The organism is Halomonas sp. EF61, from assembly GCF_040147045.1.
In the GTDB taxonomy this organism is placed as follows: Bacteria; Pseudomonadota; Gammaproteobacteria; order Pseudomonadales; family Halomonadaceae; genus Halomonas; species Halomonas litopenaei.
In genome coordinates this window covers 862,947-876,570 of sequence record NZ_JAMSHM010000001.1, presented here as the reverse complement: position 1 = coordinate 876,570, position 13,624 = coordinate 862,947, and the positions used below count along the sequence as shown (strand labels likewise).

At 65.2% G+C, this 13,624-nt stretch carries 17 protein-coding genes; 4 read left to right on the top strand and 13 right to left on the bottom strand.

Going from position 1 to position 13,624, the window contains the following annotated elements:
* Nucleotides 1-157: 157 nt before the first annotated feature.
* The 7 genes from NFI08_RS03875 to NFI08_RS03845 form a co-directional block, all read right to left on the bottom strand.
* Complete coding sequence (locus NFI08_RS03875; RefSeq protein ID WP_045993500.1) at nucleotides 158-493, bottom strand: hypothetical protein; 336 nt, start codon at nucleotides 491-493, stop codon at nucleotides 158-160.
* The gene (locus tag NFI08_RS03870) at nucleotides 490-1,278 is read right to left on the bottom strand and encodes an ABC transporter ATP-binding protein (RefSeq protein WP_348814983.1); all 789 of its coding nucleotides are present in this window, start codon (nucleotides 1,276-1,278) and stop codon (nucleotides 490-492) included. The genes NFI08_RS03875 and NFI08_RS03870 overlap by 4 nt, the downstream gene beginning before the upstream one ends.
* On the bottom strand, nucleotides 1,266-2,027 hold the full coding sequence (locus NFI08_RS03865) for an ABC transporter permease (protein WP_108132144.1): 762 nt from the start codon (nucleotides 2,025-2,027) through the stop codon (nucleotides 1,266-1,268). The genes NFI08_RS03870 and NFI08_RS03865 overlap by 13 nt, the downstream gene beginning before the upstream one ends.
* A complete protein-coding gene (locus NFI08_RS03860) occupies nucleotides 2,024-3,070 on the bottom strand; it encodes an ABC transporter substrate-binding protein (protein ID WP_349587327.1) in 1,047 nt (348 codons plus the stop codon). The genes NFI08_RS03865 and NFI08_RS03860 overlap by 4 nt, the downstream gene beginning before the upstream one ends.
* A gap of 247 nt (nucleotides 3,071-3,317) precedes the next feature.
* Nucleotides 3,318-3,956 carry a peroxiredoxin gene (locus NFI08_RS03855; RefSeq protein WP_108132145.1) on the bottom strand — a complete coding sequence of 213 codons (639 nt, stop codon included), beginning with the start codon at nucleotides 3,954-3,956 and terminating at the stop codon, nucleotides 3,318-3,320.
* A gap of 90 nt (nucleotides 3,957-4,046) precedes the next feature.
* Entirely contained in the window at nucleotides 4,047-4,493 is a 447-nt protein-coding gene (locus NFI08_RS03850) for a C40 family peptidase (protein ID WP_240184218.1), read from the bottom strand.
* Nucleotides 4,494-4,719: 226 nt separating this feature from the next.
* Nucleotides 4,720-5,064, bottom strand: coding sequence for a hypothetical protein (locus NFI08_RS03845; RefSeq protein ID WP_045993496.1), 345 nt, complete (start codon nucleotides 5,062-5,064; stop codon nucleotides 4,720-4,722).
* Nucleotides 5,065-5,230: 166 nt separating this feature from the next.
* On the opposite strand from NFI08_RS03845, the gene NFI08_RS03840 reads away from it, so the two are divergent.
* Nucleotides 5,231-6,196, top strand: coding sequence for an ABC transporter substrate-binding protein (locus NFI08_RS03840; RefSeq protein WP_349587322.1), 966 nt, complete (start codon nucleotides 5,231-5,233; stop codon nucleotides 6,194-6,196).
* 150 nt (nucleotides 6,197-6,346) lie between these two features.
* Here NFI08_RS03840 and NFI08_RS03835 read toward each other — a convergent pair whose 3' ends face one another.
* The 4 genes from NFI08_RS03835 to NFI08_RS03820 are packed head-to-tail and all read right to left on the bottom strand — an operon-like array spanning nucleotide 6,347 to nucleotide 9,325.
* Nucleotides 6,347-7,522, bottom strand: coding sequence for a metal ABC transporter solute-binding protein, Zn/Mn family (locus NFI08_RS03835; protein ID WP_349587319.1), 1,176 nt, complete (start codon nucleotides 7,520-7,522; stop codon nucleotides 6,347-6,349).
* A 40-nt stretch (nucleotides 7,523-7,562) separates the two neighbouring features.
* Entirely contained in the window at nucleotides 7,563-8,465 is a 903-nt protein-coding gene (locus tag NFI08_RS03830) for a metal ABC transporter permease (protein WP_108132148.1), read from the bottom strand.
* Nucleotides 8,466-9,185 (bottom strand): metal ABC transporter ATP-binding protein, encoded by a 720-nt coding sequence (locus NFI08_RS03825; RefSeq protein WP_045993493.1) that lies wholly within the window; start codon nucleotides 9,183-9,185, stop codon nucleotides 8,466-8,468. It lies immediately after the preceding gene.
* Complete coding sequence (locus NFI08_RS03820; protein WP_349587314.1) at nucleotides 9,185-9,325, bottom strand: hypothetical protein; 141 nt, start codon at nucleotides 9,323-9,325, stop codon at nucleotides 9,185-9,187. The genes NFI08_RS03825 and NFI08_RS03820 overlap by 1 nt, the downstream gene beginning before the upstream one ends.
* 247 nt (nucleotides 9,326-9,572) lie before the next feature.
* On the opposite strand from NFI08_RS03820, the gene NFI08_RS03815 reads away from it, so the two are divergent.
* The 3 genes from NFI08_RS03815 to NFI08_RS03805 all read left to right on the top strand — a co-directional run bounded on the left by NFI08_RS03815 (nucleotide 9,573) and on the right by NFI08_RS03805 (nucleotide 11,409).
* On the top strand, nucleotides 9,573-10,121 hold the full coding sequence (locus tag NFI08_RS03815; protein ID WP_052704403.1) for an outer membrane beta-barrel protein: 549 nt from the start codon (nucleotides 9,573-9,575) through the stop codon (nucleotides 10,119-10,121).
* A 359-nt stretch (nucleotides 10,122-10,480) separates the two neighbouring features.
* Entirely contained in the window at nucleotides 10,481-10,768 is a 288-nt protein-coding gene (locus tag NFI08_RS03810) for a hypothetical protein (RefSeq protein WP_349587310.1), read from the top strand.
* Nucleotides 10,769-10,824: 56 nt separating this feature from the next.
* On the top strand, nucleotides 10,825-11,409 hold the full coding sequence (locus tag NFI08_RS03805; protein WP_222568736.1) for a DUF4202 domain-containing protein: 585 nt from the start codon (nucleotides 10,825-10,827) through the stop codon (nucleotides 11,407-11,409).
* A 279-nt stretch (nucleotides 11,410-11,688) separates the two neighbouring features.
* On the opposite strand, the gene NFI08_RS03800 is transcribed toward NFI08_RS03805, so the two are convergent.
* Nucleotides 11,689-11,913, bottom strand: a complete 225-nt coding sequence (locus NFI08_RS03800; protein ID WP_108132150.1) for a hypothetical protein — start codon at nucleotides 11,911-11,913, stop codon at nucleotides 11,689-11,691.
* A gap of 238 nt (nucleotides 11,914-12,151) precedes the next feature.
* Nucleotides 12,152-13,606, bottom strand: coding sequence for a dihydropyrimidinase (gene hydA, locus NFI08_RS03795; RefSeq protein ID WP_349588751.1), 1,455 nt, complete (start codon nucleotides 13,604-13,606; stop codon nucleotides 12,152-12,154).
* Nucleotides 13,607-13,624 lie beyond the last annotated feature (18 nt).

Sequence of the window (13,624 nt, the reverse complement as noted above, 5' to 3'; positions counted from 1 at the left end):
CGCCATTGGCAGAGCACGGGAATCTTGGGGGGCAGAGGGCGCGTCGCGCCTGGCTCCGTTCTCGCCTTCAAGGGCGACCTGCAAGGGTGACCAGCAAGGGCGACCGCAATGGCCTCCTGCCAAGGCGGTCTGTCTGGACGTGGATCAAACGCGTGCGTCAGGCGCGGATATAGGCCCAGCCCTGGCGCTGGCCCTCGGCCAGGGTGAGTACCGCTGCCTCGACGATGGCCAGTCCCCGGGTGTCGACGATGCCCTGGGCGTCGAGACTGTTGCGACACAGTCTTAACCATGCGTCGGTGTCGTCCGGGGTGGCGACGGCGGCGGCCACACCGCCGGCGTTGGTGATGATCAGCACCTCGGCCTCGGGGCTGGCGGCCTTGAGGTTGCGGGCATTGCGCCTGGCGCGGGCAAGACTCTCGGCGCAGGGAGCGTGAAGCATCACCTTCAAGCGTGAATCGCCCGCTTCACGGGGGGGCAGGCCGGTATCGCTCATGACGCCTCCGGGGCGGCGCCGATCAATGTTTCCAGATGATGGACCTGGGCGCCGAAGTCGGCATGCTCACGGCGATTGTCGGTGGGCAGCGTGATCTCGAGGGTGTCGATGACCCGCGCCGGGGCCCCGCCCTGGTGTCCACCGAGCACCATCACCCGGTCGGCCAGCAGCACCGCCTCTTCGATGTCGTGGGTAACGAAGACGATGGCGGCCTCGGTGCGCTGGCGCAGGTCGATCAACTCGTTCTGCAGGCGACGGCGAGTGATCGCATCCAGCGCCGAGAAGGGCTCGTCCATGAACAGCACCCGGGGCTTTACTGCCAGCGCCCGGGCAATGCCGACACGCTGTTGCTGGCCGCCGGACAGGGTGGAAGGAAAGCGCTCGGCCATGTCACCCAGGCCGACCAGCTCCAGCGGCGCAAGGGCGCGGCGCTGGCGCTCCTCCCGGGACAGCCCCAGTCCCTCGAGCCCGAGCGCCACATTGGCGCGGATGCGTCGCCAGGGAAACAGCCGCGGCGCCTGGAAGACCATCGACCAGGGCCGCGCTCCATCACGTGGGCTCTCGTCCAGCCAGCGCTCGCCTGCCACCGCTGGCAGCAGGCCGCAGAGTGCCCGCAGCAGGGTCGACTTGCCGACCCCGGAGGCACCGACGATGGCGATGAACTCCCGTGGAGCCAGGCGCAGGTCGACATGTTCGAGCACACGCTGGCCGCCGAAGCCCAAGGCCAAGTCATGGGCCTTGAGCACGCAGGCGTCGGCGTTGCGTTCGGCTGTCAGGGTGTCCATATCAGCAGCCTTTTTTGCAGATGCAGGAAGCCCAGGTCGAACAGGGCGTAGAGCGCCGCAATGGTCAGCATGTAGACCACCACGATATCGGTGGCCAGCAGGCCCGAGGCCTCCATCATGCGCTGGCCGATGCCGGGAATGCCGAACAGTTCGGCCGCGACCACGGTCATCCAGCCCTGGCCGAGGCCGGCGCGCAGGCCACCGAGGATGCCGGGGGCCGCCGCGGGCAGGCTGACCTTGGTCAGGCGGGCCAGCAGCGAACCCTGGCCGAAGGCCCTGGCTACCTCGTCATAGCCGGGGTCCACCGCACGCACCGCGCTGTAGCTGGCGAAGTAGTTGATCCAGAACACCCCGATACTGATGATGAAGGCCGCCGCCGATGGCGTGATCCCGAACCAGATGATGGCGAAAGGGATCCAGGCCAGTGGCGGGATCGGGCGCAGCAGGCGCGCCAGCCAGGCGTGCAGGGCGTCGAACACCGGCAGCAGGGCCGCCGCTACGCCCATGGCGATGCCTGCCAGCGAGCCGATAGCCACCCCTACGCTGTAGTGAGACAGGCTCGAGCTGACGACTTCCCACCAGATGCCGTCGACCACCTCGCCCCAGAAGACCGTCGGGATCGCAGAGGGCAGCGGAACCAGATTGCCGGGCAGCAGCCCCAGGCGCAGTGAGATCTCCCAGAGTGCCACAAAGGCGACGAGCCCCAGCGCACCGAGGCCGGTGCGCCGGCTACGAGATACCGACTTCATGGGCTCGTGTCGCCTTCTTCGGCGTCTGCGTCAGCGCTTGCGGTCAGGTCGTCGTACCAGCGGGTGTCGAACAGAGTGTCGATGTCGAGGCCCTGCTTGAGGGTGCCGTTGGCCAGCTGGAAGTCATGCATGGTGCGGGTGCCCTCGACGATCGCGTGGGGATCGGCGCCGTAGTTGGCGAAGGGCGAGGACAGTGCAGCCTCTACGGTTTCCAGCGGCACCAGACGCTTGCCGACGAACTCGCGCACCGAGGGGGCGACCTGCTGTGGCGTATCGACCAGGGCGTGGGTCGCTCGCAGGTGAAGTTCGAGCAAGGTGCTGACGGCATCGGGGCGCTGTTCGAGCAGGCTTTCGCGTGCTGCCAGCACCGCGCCGGGTTGACCCGGCAACATGTCCGAGGCGTGGGCCACGATCTGGGCGTCGTCGAGGCGTTCGGTCACGGTGGAGAGTATCGGCTCCAGGGTCGAGGCGGCGTCCACTGCACCGGCCAGCAGCGCCTGCTGGACACGATCGGCGCCCATGGCGACGATCTCGACGGCGTCACTGCCGATGCCCAGGCGTTCGTCCAGCCAGTAGCGCAATACCGTGTCGGGTACCGAGCCCTTGGGGAAGGTGGCGATCTTGGGCCGACGGCCTTCGCGCTCGGTAAAGTCGGCGATGGCCTGGGCCGGGTCGGCGTCGGCCATCAGGCTGGCCAGTTCGCCGCGGGCGACCAGGCCGATCTGCTCCTGGATGGCGGCCGCCAGTACCTTGATCGGTACACCGTTGGCGCGAGCCACCATGGCCGGGCCGATACCGAAGTACATGACGTCGAGATCACCCGAGGCCAGCGCCTGGACCATCGCCGGCCCGCTGGAAAAGCGTGTCAGCTCAAGTTCCAGACCGGCCTCTTCGGTCCAGCCTTCGCCCTCCATCAAGAATAGCTGAGCCACCGGCAGGATCGGCATATAACCAACCTCTAGCGGACCTTCGTCGGCGGCGATGGCGGTACCAGGCAGAAGCAGGGCGGCGGCGGTCAGCCAGCGGTAAAGGAGCTGGGGCATGGAGCCCTCCCGGAGCAATGAAGTTAATGATCAGCATGATAACGATCGGGGGACGAGGGCGACACGCAGGCGTGCGATCAATCCGTTATATGCTTATTAGGCGCAGGAAGACGCCGACACGACGATGGCCGCCCGGGGGCGGCCATCGCTGAGGGGACAGGCTGTCTGACGTAGCGGTAGATAGAGAGGGGGCGCTGCTCGTCCCTCCCTCGGACACTTCTGTCCTTACGTCTTGCCTGCTCCGTCCTTACTTCTTGCCGGGCTGTTTGACAAAACGCAGATACGGACGCTGTTCGTCCCAGCCCTCTGGGAACAGGGTCTTGGCCTCGTCGTTGGAGACGGCGGGCACGATGATGCAACGGTCGCCATGGTTCCAGTTCACCGGGGTCGCCACCTTGTAGCCGTCGGTCAGCTGCAGGCTGTCCAGCACCCTCAGGATCTCGTCGAAGTTGCGTCCGGTGCTGGCCGGGTAGGTCAGCGTCAGGCGCACCTTCTTGGCCGGATCGATGATGAATACGCTTCGCACCGTCAGGGTGTCGTTGGCGTTGGGGTGGATCATGTCGTAGAGGTCACTGACCTTGCGATCGGCGTCGGCGAGCAGCGGGAAGTTGAGCCCGTGGCCCTGGGTGTCCTCGATATCGCCGGCCCAGGCGTGGTGATCCTCGATGGGATCCACCGACAGGCCGATGGCCTTGGCGTTGCGTTTGTCGAATTCACCCTTGAGGCGCGACACTTCCCCGAGTTCGGTGGTGCACACCGGGGTGAAGTCCTTGGGGTGAGAGAACAGGATGACCCAGCTGTCACCGGCCCACTCATGAAAGTGAATGGTGCCGGCGGTGCTTTCCTGTGTGAAGTCCGGTGCGGTATCACCCAGTCGTAGCGTCATGGTCGTCTCCTTGGCGGTTGATGGCGACGGGCCCGGACGGACCCGTCGGGTCGATCGGTGAGACCGGGGGCGGCCTCGTGGCAGCGTGCGTCAGGGCGCCGGCGCGGCCGCCCCGACGAAGCGATCCTGCCAATAGTCTATGGACAGCGAGGTGGTGGTGACCGTTCGCCCGCGTCCGGGCGCGTGGATCATCACATCGTCGCCGGCGTAGATGCCGACATGGCTGACCCCGGGACCCTTGCCGGTAGCGAAGAACAGAAGGTCACCCGGCCGTGCCTCGTCGATGGGCGGCAGGCGCCGGTATTGCTCCCGGGATGAGCGCGGCAAGGGGATACCCGCCCGGGAATACGTCATCTGGGCCAGGCCGGAACAGTCCAGCCCGCGCGGATCGTTACCGCCGAACCGGTAGGGGGTGCCGACGGCGCTGCGCGCCTCGGACAGGATCAGGGCACGTTCCATGGACAGTCCCTGGCCGCCGTCATCGGTGCTCAGCGGGGCCGAGGCACAGCCCCCCAGAAGTACCAGCAGCAGTGCCATCAGGGCTGTCCAAGAGGACCTGGTGTACCACGGCATCGAAGTGGTCATTGCGGCTTTCCCTGCACAGACGAGGCGCCCTCTACGGTACTCTGCCCTACCAGGCAGGCCAAGGGGGCCGAGGCGTAATGTGTCGCTGGCGCCGCAGGCGTAGCGACAACGACAAGGCGACCAGGGGCGGACGCGACCGACAGGCCGATGCCCCCTGACGACAGGAGATACGTGCCCCCTAACGAAAGGAGATGCGTGTGCCGTTGGCCAGCATCTCGTCGGGGGTCATGGCCTTGCCCTCCACGCCGATCATCTCGTCACCGCACTGGTCGGTCCAGGTCAGGACGCCATGGGTCAGGCCGACGCCGCCGAGTAACTCGCGGATCTCGCCGGTGCCGAGAAAGGTGCGGGTTCGCCCCTTGTCGTCGGCAAGCTCTGTGGTGCCGTTGGCGTGATGAAAGCGCACCGTGTAGATGCCATCCATCGACTCCACCTCGACGATGGGCGAAAACCCGCGGGACAAGGCCTTGGCGAGTGCCTTGAGGGTAATCTGGCGCTCCAGGGTGTAGTCGATGTCAGCCATCTTGGTGTTTCCTCCGGCGAAACGGGCCTCTTAAGACTGGTCCAGCAAAGGACTTCTGGCAAACAGGTAAGTGCGGTGCCGTGACCCAGTCGTTGAAGGCGCGTTCTTGAGGCGGTGTGCCGAGCCGGTATGGTTGATGGCTTCTACAGCTATCGACAGGTGAACCATGCGACACCATTCCATGCCCTTGGCCCTGGCGGCCTCGATTGCGCTCGCGGCTTCCTTCGGCGCCCATGCTCAGGACCAGGAAGATGCCCAGGTTCGTTTTTCCGTGCCCGCCTGGCCCGGTGTAACGGTCAAGACGGCCCTGGCATCCACCCTGCTCGAGACCCTGGGCTATGAGCCGGTCCAGGAAGAGCTGGGTTCCACCATCACCTATCAGGCCTTGCGCCAGGGAGAGCTCGACGCCTTTCTGGCGGCCTGGCTGCCGGCCCAGCAGGGCATGTACGACGCCAGCTTCGAGGATGGCGAGTCCAAGCTCGAGGACCTTGGCAACAACGTCGACGGTGCGCGCCTCGGCTTTGCCGTACCCACCTACGTCTACGAAGCTGGCGTGAAAACGGCGGAGGATCTGGACAAGGAAGAGTTTGCCGACAAGCTGGACCGCACCATCTATTCCATCGAGGTGGGCTCCGGCATGAGCGACTCGCTCAACAGCGCGGTGGATGAGGACACCTACGGTCTGGGCGACTGGGACCTGTCCGAGACGTCAACGCCAGGCATGCTCAGCGCCGTGGACGCGGCGATCGATCGTGAAGAGTGGATCGTGTTCGCCGCCTGGACCCCGCACTGGATGAACATCGAGTTCGACGTGCGTTATCTGGATGACCCCGAGGACATGTGGGGCCCGGAAGGCGGCCGCAGCGACGTGCGCACCCTGGTGCGTAGCGAGTTCGCCGAGAGCCACCCCAATGCCACCCGTCTGCTCGATCAGCTGGTGTTTACCGCCGATGACCAGAGCGCCATGATCCGTGGCTTCAGCTACGAAGAGCGCGAGCCGGAGGCGGTCGCCGTCGATTGGCTGCGTGAACACCCCGAGGAGACCAAGAGCTTCCTCGAGGGGGTCACCACGCGCGACGGCGAGGAGGCCTGGCCCGTGGTGCGCGATGCACTGGAGATCCCCGAAGCCTGATGTCGGTTGCCTCAAGCGTCGACTGAAGACCGCCGTTTGGAGCGAAAGACGAAAGGACCGCCCCAGGGCGGTCCTTTGTTTTCTGCAGGTCGACAGGACGGCGTGTGGCGTCCACTCGAACTGTCGAGCGAGCGGGTCGTGATGACAGGATCAGTGGTCGTGGTCGTGGTCGTGGCCGTCGTGGTGGTCATGGCTATCGTCATGGTCATGACCCTCGGCATCGACCAACCCCTGATGCAGCACCTCGGCATTGTGCAGGATCATTCCCAGGTAGTGAGACGTCATCCCTTCTTCGGACAGGGCGCCGTTGTAGAGTGAGCCGGCGATGGGCACGCCGGTTTCCTCGGACAGTTGTTCCATCAGCGCCGGGCTGGACATGTTCTCGACAAACAGCGCCGGAATCTGGCGTTCACGGATGACGTCCACCATGCGCGCGATATCCGCCGCTGACGGTTCCGCTTCGGTGGACAGACCGACCGGCGACAGGAAGTCGATGCCGTAGGCCCGAGAGAAGTGGCCGAAGGCGTCATGGCCGACGATGACCTGGGCGTGTTCCGGCAGGTCGTCGAGCAGCGCGAGCACCTGGTCGTGGGCCGCCTGGATATCCTCCATGTAGCTGTCGGCCCTGGACGCGTAGTGCTCGCTGTTGTCAGGGTCGACGGCGATCAGTCCGTCGCGGATATTGGCGACGTAGATCAGTCCTGCCGACAGGTCGAGCCAGGCATGGGGGTCGTACTCGCCATGGTCGTGGCTGTCGTGATCATCGTGGCCGTCGTGATCTTCATGGTCTTCATGGCTGTCGTGATCACCGTGGCCGCCGTGCTCTTCATGGCCGCCGTGCTCTTCATGGCTGTCGTGCTCTTCATGGCTGTCATGATCGTGGCCATCGTGCTCTTCATGATCGTGCTCTTTATGGTCGTGTTCGGCCCCTTCCTCTTTCTGGCGATGCAGCGATTGGCCGCCATAGGCCAGCAGCGGCACTCCGTCCGTGGCGACAACGGTCTTGCCCTGATAGCCGCTGGCGTCGAGCAGGCGCGTCATCCAGCCCTCGAACTGCAGGCCATTGAGCACCACCAGGTCTGCCTCGGCCAGGGCCCTGGCGTCGGTCGGGCGAGGGGAGTAGACGTGGGGGTCGCTGTCGGGGCCGACCAGTGAGGTGACCTCGACCCTGTCGCCGCCGACGTTGCGTACCATGTCGGCCAATACACTGAAGCTGGCGACCACCTGGGTGGGCTCGTCTGCCACGGCCTGGGGGCCAAGGGCGAGTCCCGTCAGGGCAATCCAGGCGTGGCGTTTGACGAAGGCATGAGGCAGTGACAGTGGCATGGACGTTGATCTCCGGTTGGTCAGGGGACGGCGGGGCGCGTCAGGCGTGGTCGTCGGCGCGCAGCGGTGTGGCGCGACGACGAAGGCGAGCAGAAAGACTGTGCTGGCGGCCAAACAGCGCCGACAGCAGATAGGCCACACCGGCCAGCAGGATGATGGCCGGTCCAGAGGGCAGGCTCAGGTGGTAGGAAATCAGCAGGCCACCGAGGCTGGCGCCCAGCGCGATCACCACCGACAGCACTATCAGGCCCTCGAGGCGCGTGCTCCAGAAGCGAGCGGTGGTGGCCGGCAGCATCATCAGACCGACCGCCATCAGCGTGCCTAGGGTCTGAAACCCGGCGGTAAGGTTGAGCACGACGAGCCCCAGGAAGACACCGTGGACCAGACCGCTTCTGGTTCCTTGGCTGCGCAGAAACAGCGGGTCGAGGCATTCCACCACCAGGGCGCGGAAGATCACCGCCAGGGTGATGACGATCAGGCTACTGATGCCGGTGATCAGCACCAGGGCGGTGGTGTCCACCGCCAGGATGGAGCCGAACAGCACATGGGTCAGATCGACACTGCTGCCGCCCAGGGCGACCAGCATGACTCCGGCCGCCAGCGAGATCAGGAAGAAGCTCGCCATGGCCGAGTCTTCCCGGTGGCCGGTGAGCTGGGACACGCTGCCGGCCAACAGCGCGATCAATAGCCCTGACAGCATGCCGCCAAGGCTCATGATGGGCAGCGAGAAACCGGCCATCAGAAAACCCAGCGCAACGCCGGGCAGGATGGCGTGGGACATGGCGTCGCCGATCAGGCTCATGCCGCGCAGCATCAGGAAGACCCCTAGCGGCGGCGCCGCCAGCGACAGCGCCAGGCTGGCCAGCAGTGCACGGCTCATGAAGGCATAGTCGAAAGGGGCGATCAGCCACAGGTACAGGGTGGAAAGCAGCGAGTCGAGCATTCAGACAGATCCAGGAAAGGTCAGCGGCAGTCGAGGTGGGCGGGTCAATTGACCGGTGTGACGCTCCACCAGCGCATCCGGCGTGGCCCAGCGGCCGTGGCCCTGGGACAGGATCAGGACGTCATCGGCCAGGCGTGCCAGTTGCTCCATGTCGTGCAGCACGATGATCAGGGTCGCCCCCTGTTCGGCCATCTCGCGCAGCACGTCCATCAGCATCTCGACGGTATCGACGTCGACGTTGGCAAAGGGTTCATCGAGCAGCAGCAGTTCGGCTTCCTGCATCAGCGTCCGACCGATCAGGGCTCGCTGGCGCTGGCCTCCGGACAGCTCGCCCAGCGGGCGGTGGGCCAGCCGCGAGATGCCCAGACGTTCCATGATCTCGCGCCCACGGCGATAGTGAGCGGCGCAGTAACCCTTGAAGGCACCGTGGCTCGGCCAGGTGCCGGTCATGATCAGTTCCTCGACGCTCATCGGGAAGCTCAGGTCCAGCGCCAGCTGCTGCGGCAGCCAGGCGCGGCGCGCCGCCGGAACGGCGCATTCGACGCGGCCCGCGACCGGCGTCAAGTTGCCCATGATGGCCTGGATCAGGGTGCTCTTGCCGGCGCCGTTGGCGCCGATGAGCGCGGTGATGGCGCCATCCTGAAAGCGCCCCTCGAGATGTTCGAGCACGGTGCGCCCGCCGCGTGCCAACTGCAGATCATGCAAGACGAGGCGTGACATCAGTGCCACCATCCGGCGGACCAGGACACCGCCAGCCACATTGGCAGCAGGGGAATCAGCACCAGCATCAGTCGGCGCCGCATGGACAGGGACATCAGCGAGAAGTGGCAAGGCCCTTCGGGGCGGTGACGATGGGTCATGCAGGATAGCTCCGGGGCGAATCGGTCGAGCAAAATGGTTGAAAGTTATAACATAACAATAGCTGGGGTTCCACGACTTCCCTCCCTCGGGCCATCCACTTGAGGTAGCCGCCAGAGCGTTCGAGGCAGGCGTGGAACTTTCCTACAATCGGTACTGCAAAGAATGTCTTCCCACGATAGACTGAAATAAAGTGTCAGGTGTGCTTGGTCTCGCACAACAGGACAACGTTTCTACGGAGTTTTCAGGATGTCACGGATATTGCGGCGGATGGCGCTGGTCGGGGCGGCCCTTGGGCTGGCCCTGCTGACGTCGACCCACTGCGTGGCGGGCGGCAGTACCGGCTTGTACGTCGGTGTCGGCGCCGGCCAGATGCAGGGCGATGACGACTTTGACGACGAGGCGTCGGCGGCCAAGGTCTTTGCCGGCTACAACTTCGGCTGGCTGCCCTTCCTCGATCTGGGGGCGGAGCTGTCCTACCTCAACGGCGGTGAGCTCGACGGTGAGGTCGACGGCACCTCGGCACGGCTCGAGGTGGAGAGCCTGCAGGCCATGGGTATCGCGGGCTTCAGCTTTGGTCCCTTCGGCGTCTACGGCAAGGCCGGCATGGCGGACTGGGACGCCGACCGCAGCGGCAATGGCCTGAACAAGGACTATTCCGGCACCGACCCGGTATTCGGGCTGGGCGCCCGGGTGCAGCTGTTCGATGTGACCGGGCGTCTGGAGGTCGAGCGCATCGATGCCGACGAGATCGGGCACGTCGATAGCCTGACCGGCAGCGTGGTCTATACCTTCTAGCCTGGTGGGTGCGACTCAGGTACCGGTTTCCATCAGGTGCGTTCTACTCCGCAGGGCCGACGCCAAAGCGTCGGCCCTGCGCTGTTTTGGCGTCACGTATCGGCCGTTGGTACTAGTCGATTGACGATTTTTCGTCGGTTCAGAGGGCGTTCTGCGCAAAACGTGATGTAGGTCATGCTGATTGTGTTGTAAGTGATTGCGCACACAAAGGTCAGTCAAAGGGGGTAGGGGAGGAGCAGTATAGAGTATGAATATCTTCCTGCTCGGTGCTCCCCATGCTCACGCTGCCCCACCGGTTCCCACAGCTGCCCGCCCTGTTGACGGAACCTCGCCGCATTTGTCGATGGATGGCGCTTCTCGTGCTGGCCCTGCTGGCGCTGGTCAGCTTGGTGCCCCATGGCGTGCCCGGCGACCTGGCGATCTGGGCCGGGGTACTCAATGCCATGCTGTTGCCGAGCATGGATCTGGTGCTGGGCGTATTGCTCGAGGGGCTTCGCCCGCTGCTGACCTCCCTTGAGCGTCCATGGACGCGCCTCGTACTTGTCGTCTTGGTTGCCGCCGCGATGTGGTGCTTCGCCATCTTTCTGCTGCCGCTGGCGCTGGCCTGCCGTCATCTGCGCGGCCATGGAGCGGCGCAAGACTACTGAGATGGCCGTCAGACCGTTACCATGATGGCAACGCATCGACACCATCGAGGAATCCCATGACGACAACGCCCTTCGACCAGGCCCAGGCAAGGCTCGACGCCCTGCATGCCGAGGACCCTCGCCGCGTGGAGGTGGACGGGGCGTCACAGCCCCAGGAGCTGTGGCACGCCGGGCGCATGAGCGCCTGGCTCGAGCGTCTCGATCCCGAAGCACCGGAGCTGGTGCAGCTTGCCGTGCACAACCAGCACCTGAAACGCTGGGAGGTGCCGCGCAGTGACTATGAAGAGGGCCGCATCGGCTATTTGACCTGGCGACGTGACCAGGGCAAGCGCGCCGGCCAACTGGCGGCGGAGGTGATGCGCGCCTGCGGCTACAGCGACGCCGACGCCGACGAGGTGGCGCGGATGATCCGCAAGCAGGGACTGGGGCGCGACCCCGGCACCCAGGCGGTGGAAGACTGCGCTTGCCTGGTGTTCCTCGAGAACTACTTCGCCGACTTCTCGCGTCAGGTCGATCACGACCACCTGATCCGCATCGTCCAGATGACCTGGAAGAAGATGTCCCCCGCCGCCCACCAGCTCGCATTGGGCCTGCCCATGAGCGACGAGGCCCGCGCCATCGTCGAGGAAGCGCTGGGATAGCCGTAGTCCCTCTGCGGCGCGAGCCCTGATCCGGCTTGGCCAACCGCCTGCCGGGGGCGCACAGTGACTGATCGAGGCTAAAGTACCTTGGCAATACGTCAAACCGTTACATTGGCCACAGGTTGTGGCCGATGTCGGTTGATATCACCAAAATCAAGGGGTGTCGGTCGAGTTACGGATGCCTGCGCAGGTCCTGAAGGCGCATGATCAGCATGCCGACCAGATAGACCAGTGCAGGCGACAGGCCGATGGCGGCGCCAAGCAGGAGTTCGTTGAGTGTCATGCCTTACCCTCCTCTGTCGCGTCCTCATTGGCTCGAAGGGAGCCTAGCCGGTACGCGATCAGCGCCATCAGCAGCATGCCAAGCCCAATGGCGACCAGGGAAGTGGCCATCTGGGCCCTGGGGTTGATCAGGGCGCCAATGGTAGAGCCAATGATGACCCCTGTGGTGACCTTTTCAGATGCCTCCAGCAGTGCCTTCTCCCGATGATGTCTGACATTCATTGTAGCTCCATGGGGTCCTGGTCTCCACGAGGGGCCGTCGGCCCGCAGGAGTCGCCTGAGGACGCAAGCGCCGAGCACAACATGGTTGAGCGTAGCAGCCATGGTGCCAGTCCTCAGGTTCTCTGCTGGATGTTGCCTAGACACCATCTCTCCTAATCGGCCACAAACATCACATCAGGCGGTTTGTAGCCGATTCTTGCCTTGTCTAACCATCGATCGTCGATTTTTTGTATGAAGCCTAGAACCCCTTGGCCTGCCCTCTGGGCCTCGCCGGGGTGGGCTTGTCGCAGCGCAGGAACTGGCCGTCACCGGCTTGGCCGCAGGGCTTGCCATCGCGGGCGACGACCTGGCCTCGGCACAGCGCCATGACCACCCGCCCGGTCAGCTCCAGGCCCTCGTAGGGGGTGTAGTCCACCGCGTGGTGCAGATCGTCGTTGCGCACCGTGACCCGGGCCTCCGGGTCCCATAGGGTCAGGTCGGCGTCGCTGCCCACGGCGATGGTGCCCTTGCGCGGGTATAGCCCGTAGATCTTGGCCGGGTTGGTGGCGGTCAGCGCGACGAAGCGGGTGGCGTCGATGCGCTGCTTGACCACGCCCTCCGAGAACAGGATCGCCAGGCGCGTCTCGAGCCCCGGAATACCGTTGGGGATGCAGGAAAAACTCGCCTCCTCGCCATGCAGCTTCTTGCCCTTGTCGTCCTCGTAGCGGAAGGGCGCATGGTCCGACGAGAACACCTGGAAAACACCGCTTTCCAGCGCCTCCCACACCGCCTGCTGGGCTGCTGGGTCCCGGGGCGGTGGGCTGCACACGCACTTGGCACCTTCGAAGCCGTCCTGATCCAGGTCATCGGCGGTCAGCATCAGGTACTGGGGGCAGGTCTCGCCGTAGACCCGCAGGCCACGGCTCTGGGCCCAGCGGATCTGCTCGATCGCCTGGGGGCCGGAAACGTGGACGATCAGCAGCGGTACGTCGATCAGCTCGGCCAGCGAGATCGCACGGTGGGTGGCCTCGCGTTCGGCGATGGAGGAGTGGGCCTCGGCGTGGTAACGCGGGGCGGTGTGGCCCTGGGCTTCCAGCAGTTCGGTCAGGTAGGCGATGCAGTCGGCGTTTTCGGCGTGGACCATGACCATGGCGCCCTCGCGGCGGGCCAGCGCCAGCACTTCGAGCACCTCGCGGTCGTTGAGCTTCAGGTCATCGTAGGTCAGGTAGATCTTGAACGAGCTGTAACCCTCCTCGATCAGCGCCGGCAGCTCCTCGCGCAGCACCGTCTCGTTGGGGTCGGTGACGATCATGTGAAAGGCGTAGTCGATCATCGCCTTGCCGTCGCTCTCGCGGTGGTAGTCCTCCACCGCCGCGCGCAGCGACTGTCCCTTGAACTGGGCCGCGAAGGGAATCACCGTGGTGGTGCCACCGGCCGCCGCCGAGCGGGTACCGCTGGCGAAGTCATCGGCCATCACCGCGCCGTCACCCAGCGGCTGGGCCAGGTGGCAGTGGGCGTCGATGCCGCCGGGCATCACCCACAGGCCGCTGGCGTCGATGGTCTCGCCGACTGGGCCTGCACCCTCGGCGAGTCCTTCACCGAGGGCGACGATACGCCCGTCGCGAATGCCGATATCGGCGACAAAGCGGTCGGCGGCGGTGATCACGGTGGCGTTGGTGATCAGAGTATCGAGGCGTTGCATCTTGCTCTCCAGAGACCGGCTCGCGCCGGA

Bases quoted from the DNA above. Each gene is read 5' to 3' on its own strand.
- NFI08_RS03875 (WP_045993500.1), bottom strand. From the start codon at position 493: ATGAGCGATACCGGCCTGCCCCCCCGTGAAGCGGGCGATTCACGCTTG.
- NFI08_RS03870 (WP_348814983.1), bottom strand. From the start codon at position 1,278: ATGGACACCCTGACAGCCGAACGCAACGCCGACGCCTGCGTGCTCAAG.
- NFI08_RS03865 (WP_108132144.1), bottom strand. From the start codon at position 2,027: ATGAAGTCGGTATCTCGTAGCCGGCGCACCGGCCTCGGTGCGCTGGGG.
- NFI08_RS03860 (WP_349587327.1), bottom strand. From the start codon at position 3,070: ATGCCCCAGCTCCTTTACCGCTGGCTGACCGCCGCCGCCCTGCTTCTG.
- NFI08_RS03855 (WP_108132145.1), bottom strand. From the start codon at position 3,956: ATGACGCTACGACTGGGTGATACCGCACCGGACTTCACACAGGAAAGC.
- NFI08_RS03850 (WP_240184218.1), bottom strand. From the start codon at position 4,493: ATGGCACTGCTGCTGGTACTTCTGGGGGGCTGTGCCTCGGCCCCGCTG.
- NFI08_RS03845 (WP_045993496.1), bottom strand. From the start codon at position 5,064: ATGGCTGACATCGACTACACCCTGGAGCGCCAGATTACCCTCAAGGCA.
- NFI08_RS03840 (WP_349587322.1), top strand. From the start codon at position 5,231: ATGCGACACCATTCCATGCCCTTGGCCCTGGCGGCCTCGATTGCGCTC.
- NFI08_RS03835 (WP_349587319.1), bottom strand. From the start codon at position 7,522: ATGCCACTGTCACTGCCTCATGCCTTCGTCAAACGCCACGCCTGGATT.
- NFI08_RS03830 (WP_108132148.1), bottom strand. From the start codon at position 8,465: ATGCTCGACTCGCTGCTTTCCACCCTGTACCTGTGGCTGATCGCCCCT.
- NFI08_RS03825 (WP_045993493.1), bottom strand. From the start codon at position 9,185: ATGTCACGCCTCGTCTTGCATGATCTGCAGTTGGCACGCGGCGGGCGC.
- NFI08_RS03820 (WP_349587314.1), bottom strand. From the start codon at position 9,325: ATGACCCATCGTCACCGCCCCGAAGGGCCTTGCCACTTCTCGCTGATG.
- NFI08_RS03815 (WP_052704403.1), top strand. From the start codon at position 9,573: ATGTCACGGATATTGCGGCGGATGGCGCTGGTCGGGGCGGCCCTTGGG.
- NFI08_RS03805 (WP_222568736.1), top strand. From the start codon at position 10,825: ATGACGACAACGCCCTTCGACCAGGCCCAGGCAAGGCTCGACGCCCTG.
- NFI08_RS03800 (WP_108132150.1), bottom strand. From the start codon at position 11,913: ATGAATGTCAGACATCATCGGGAGAAGGCACTGCTGGAGGCATCTGAA.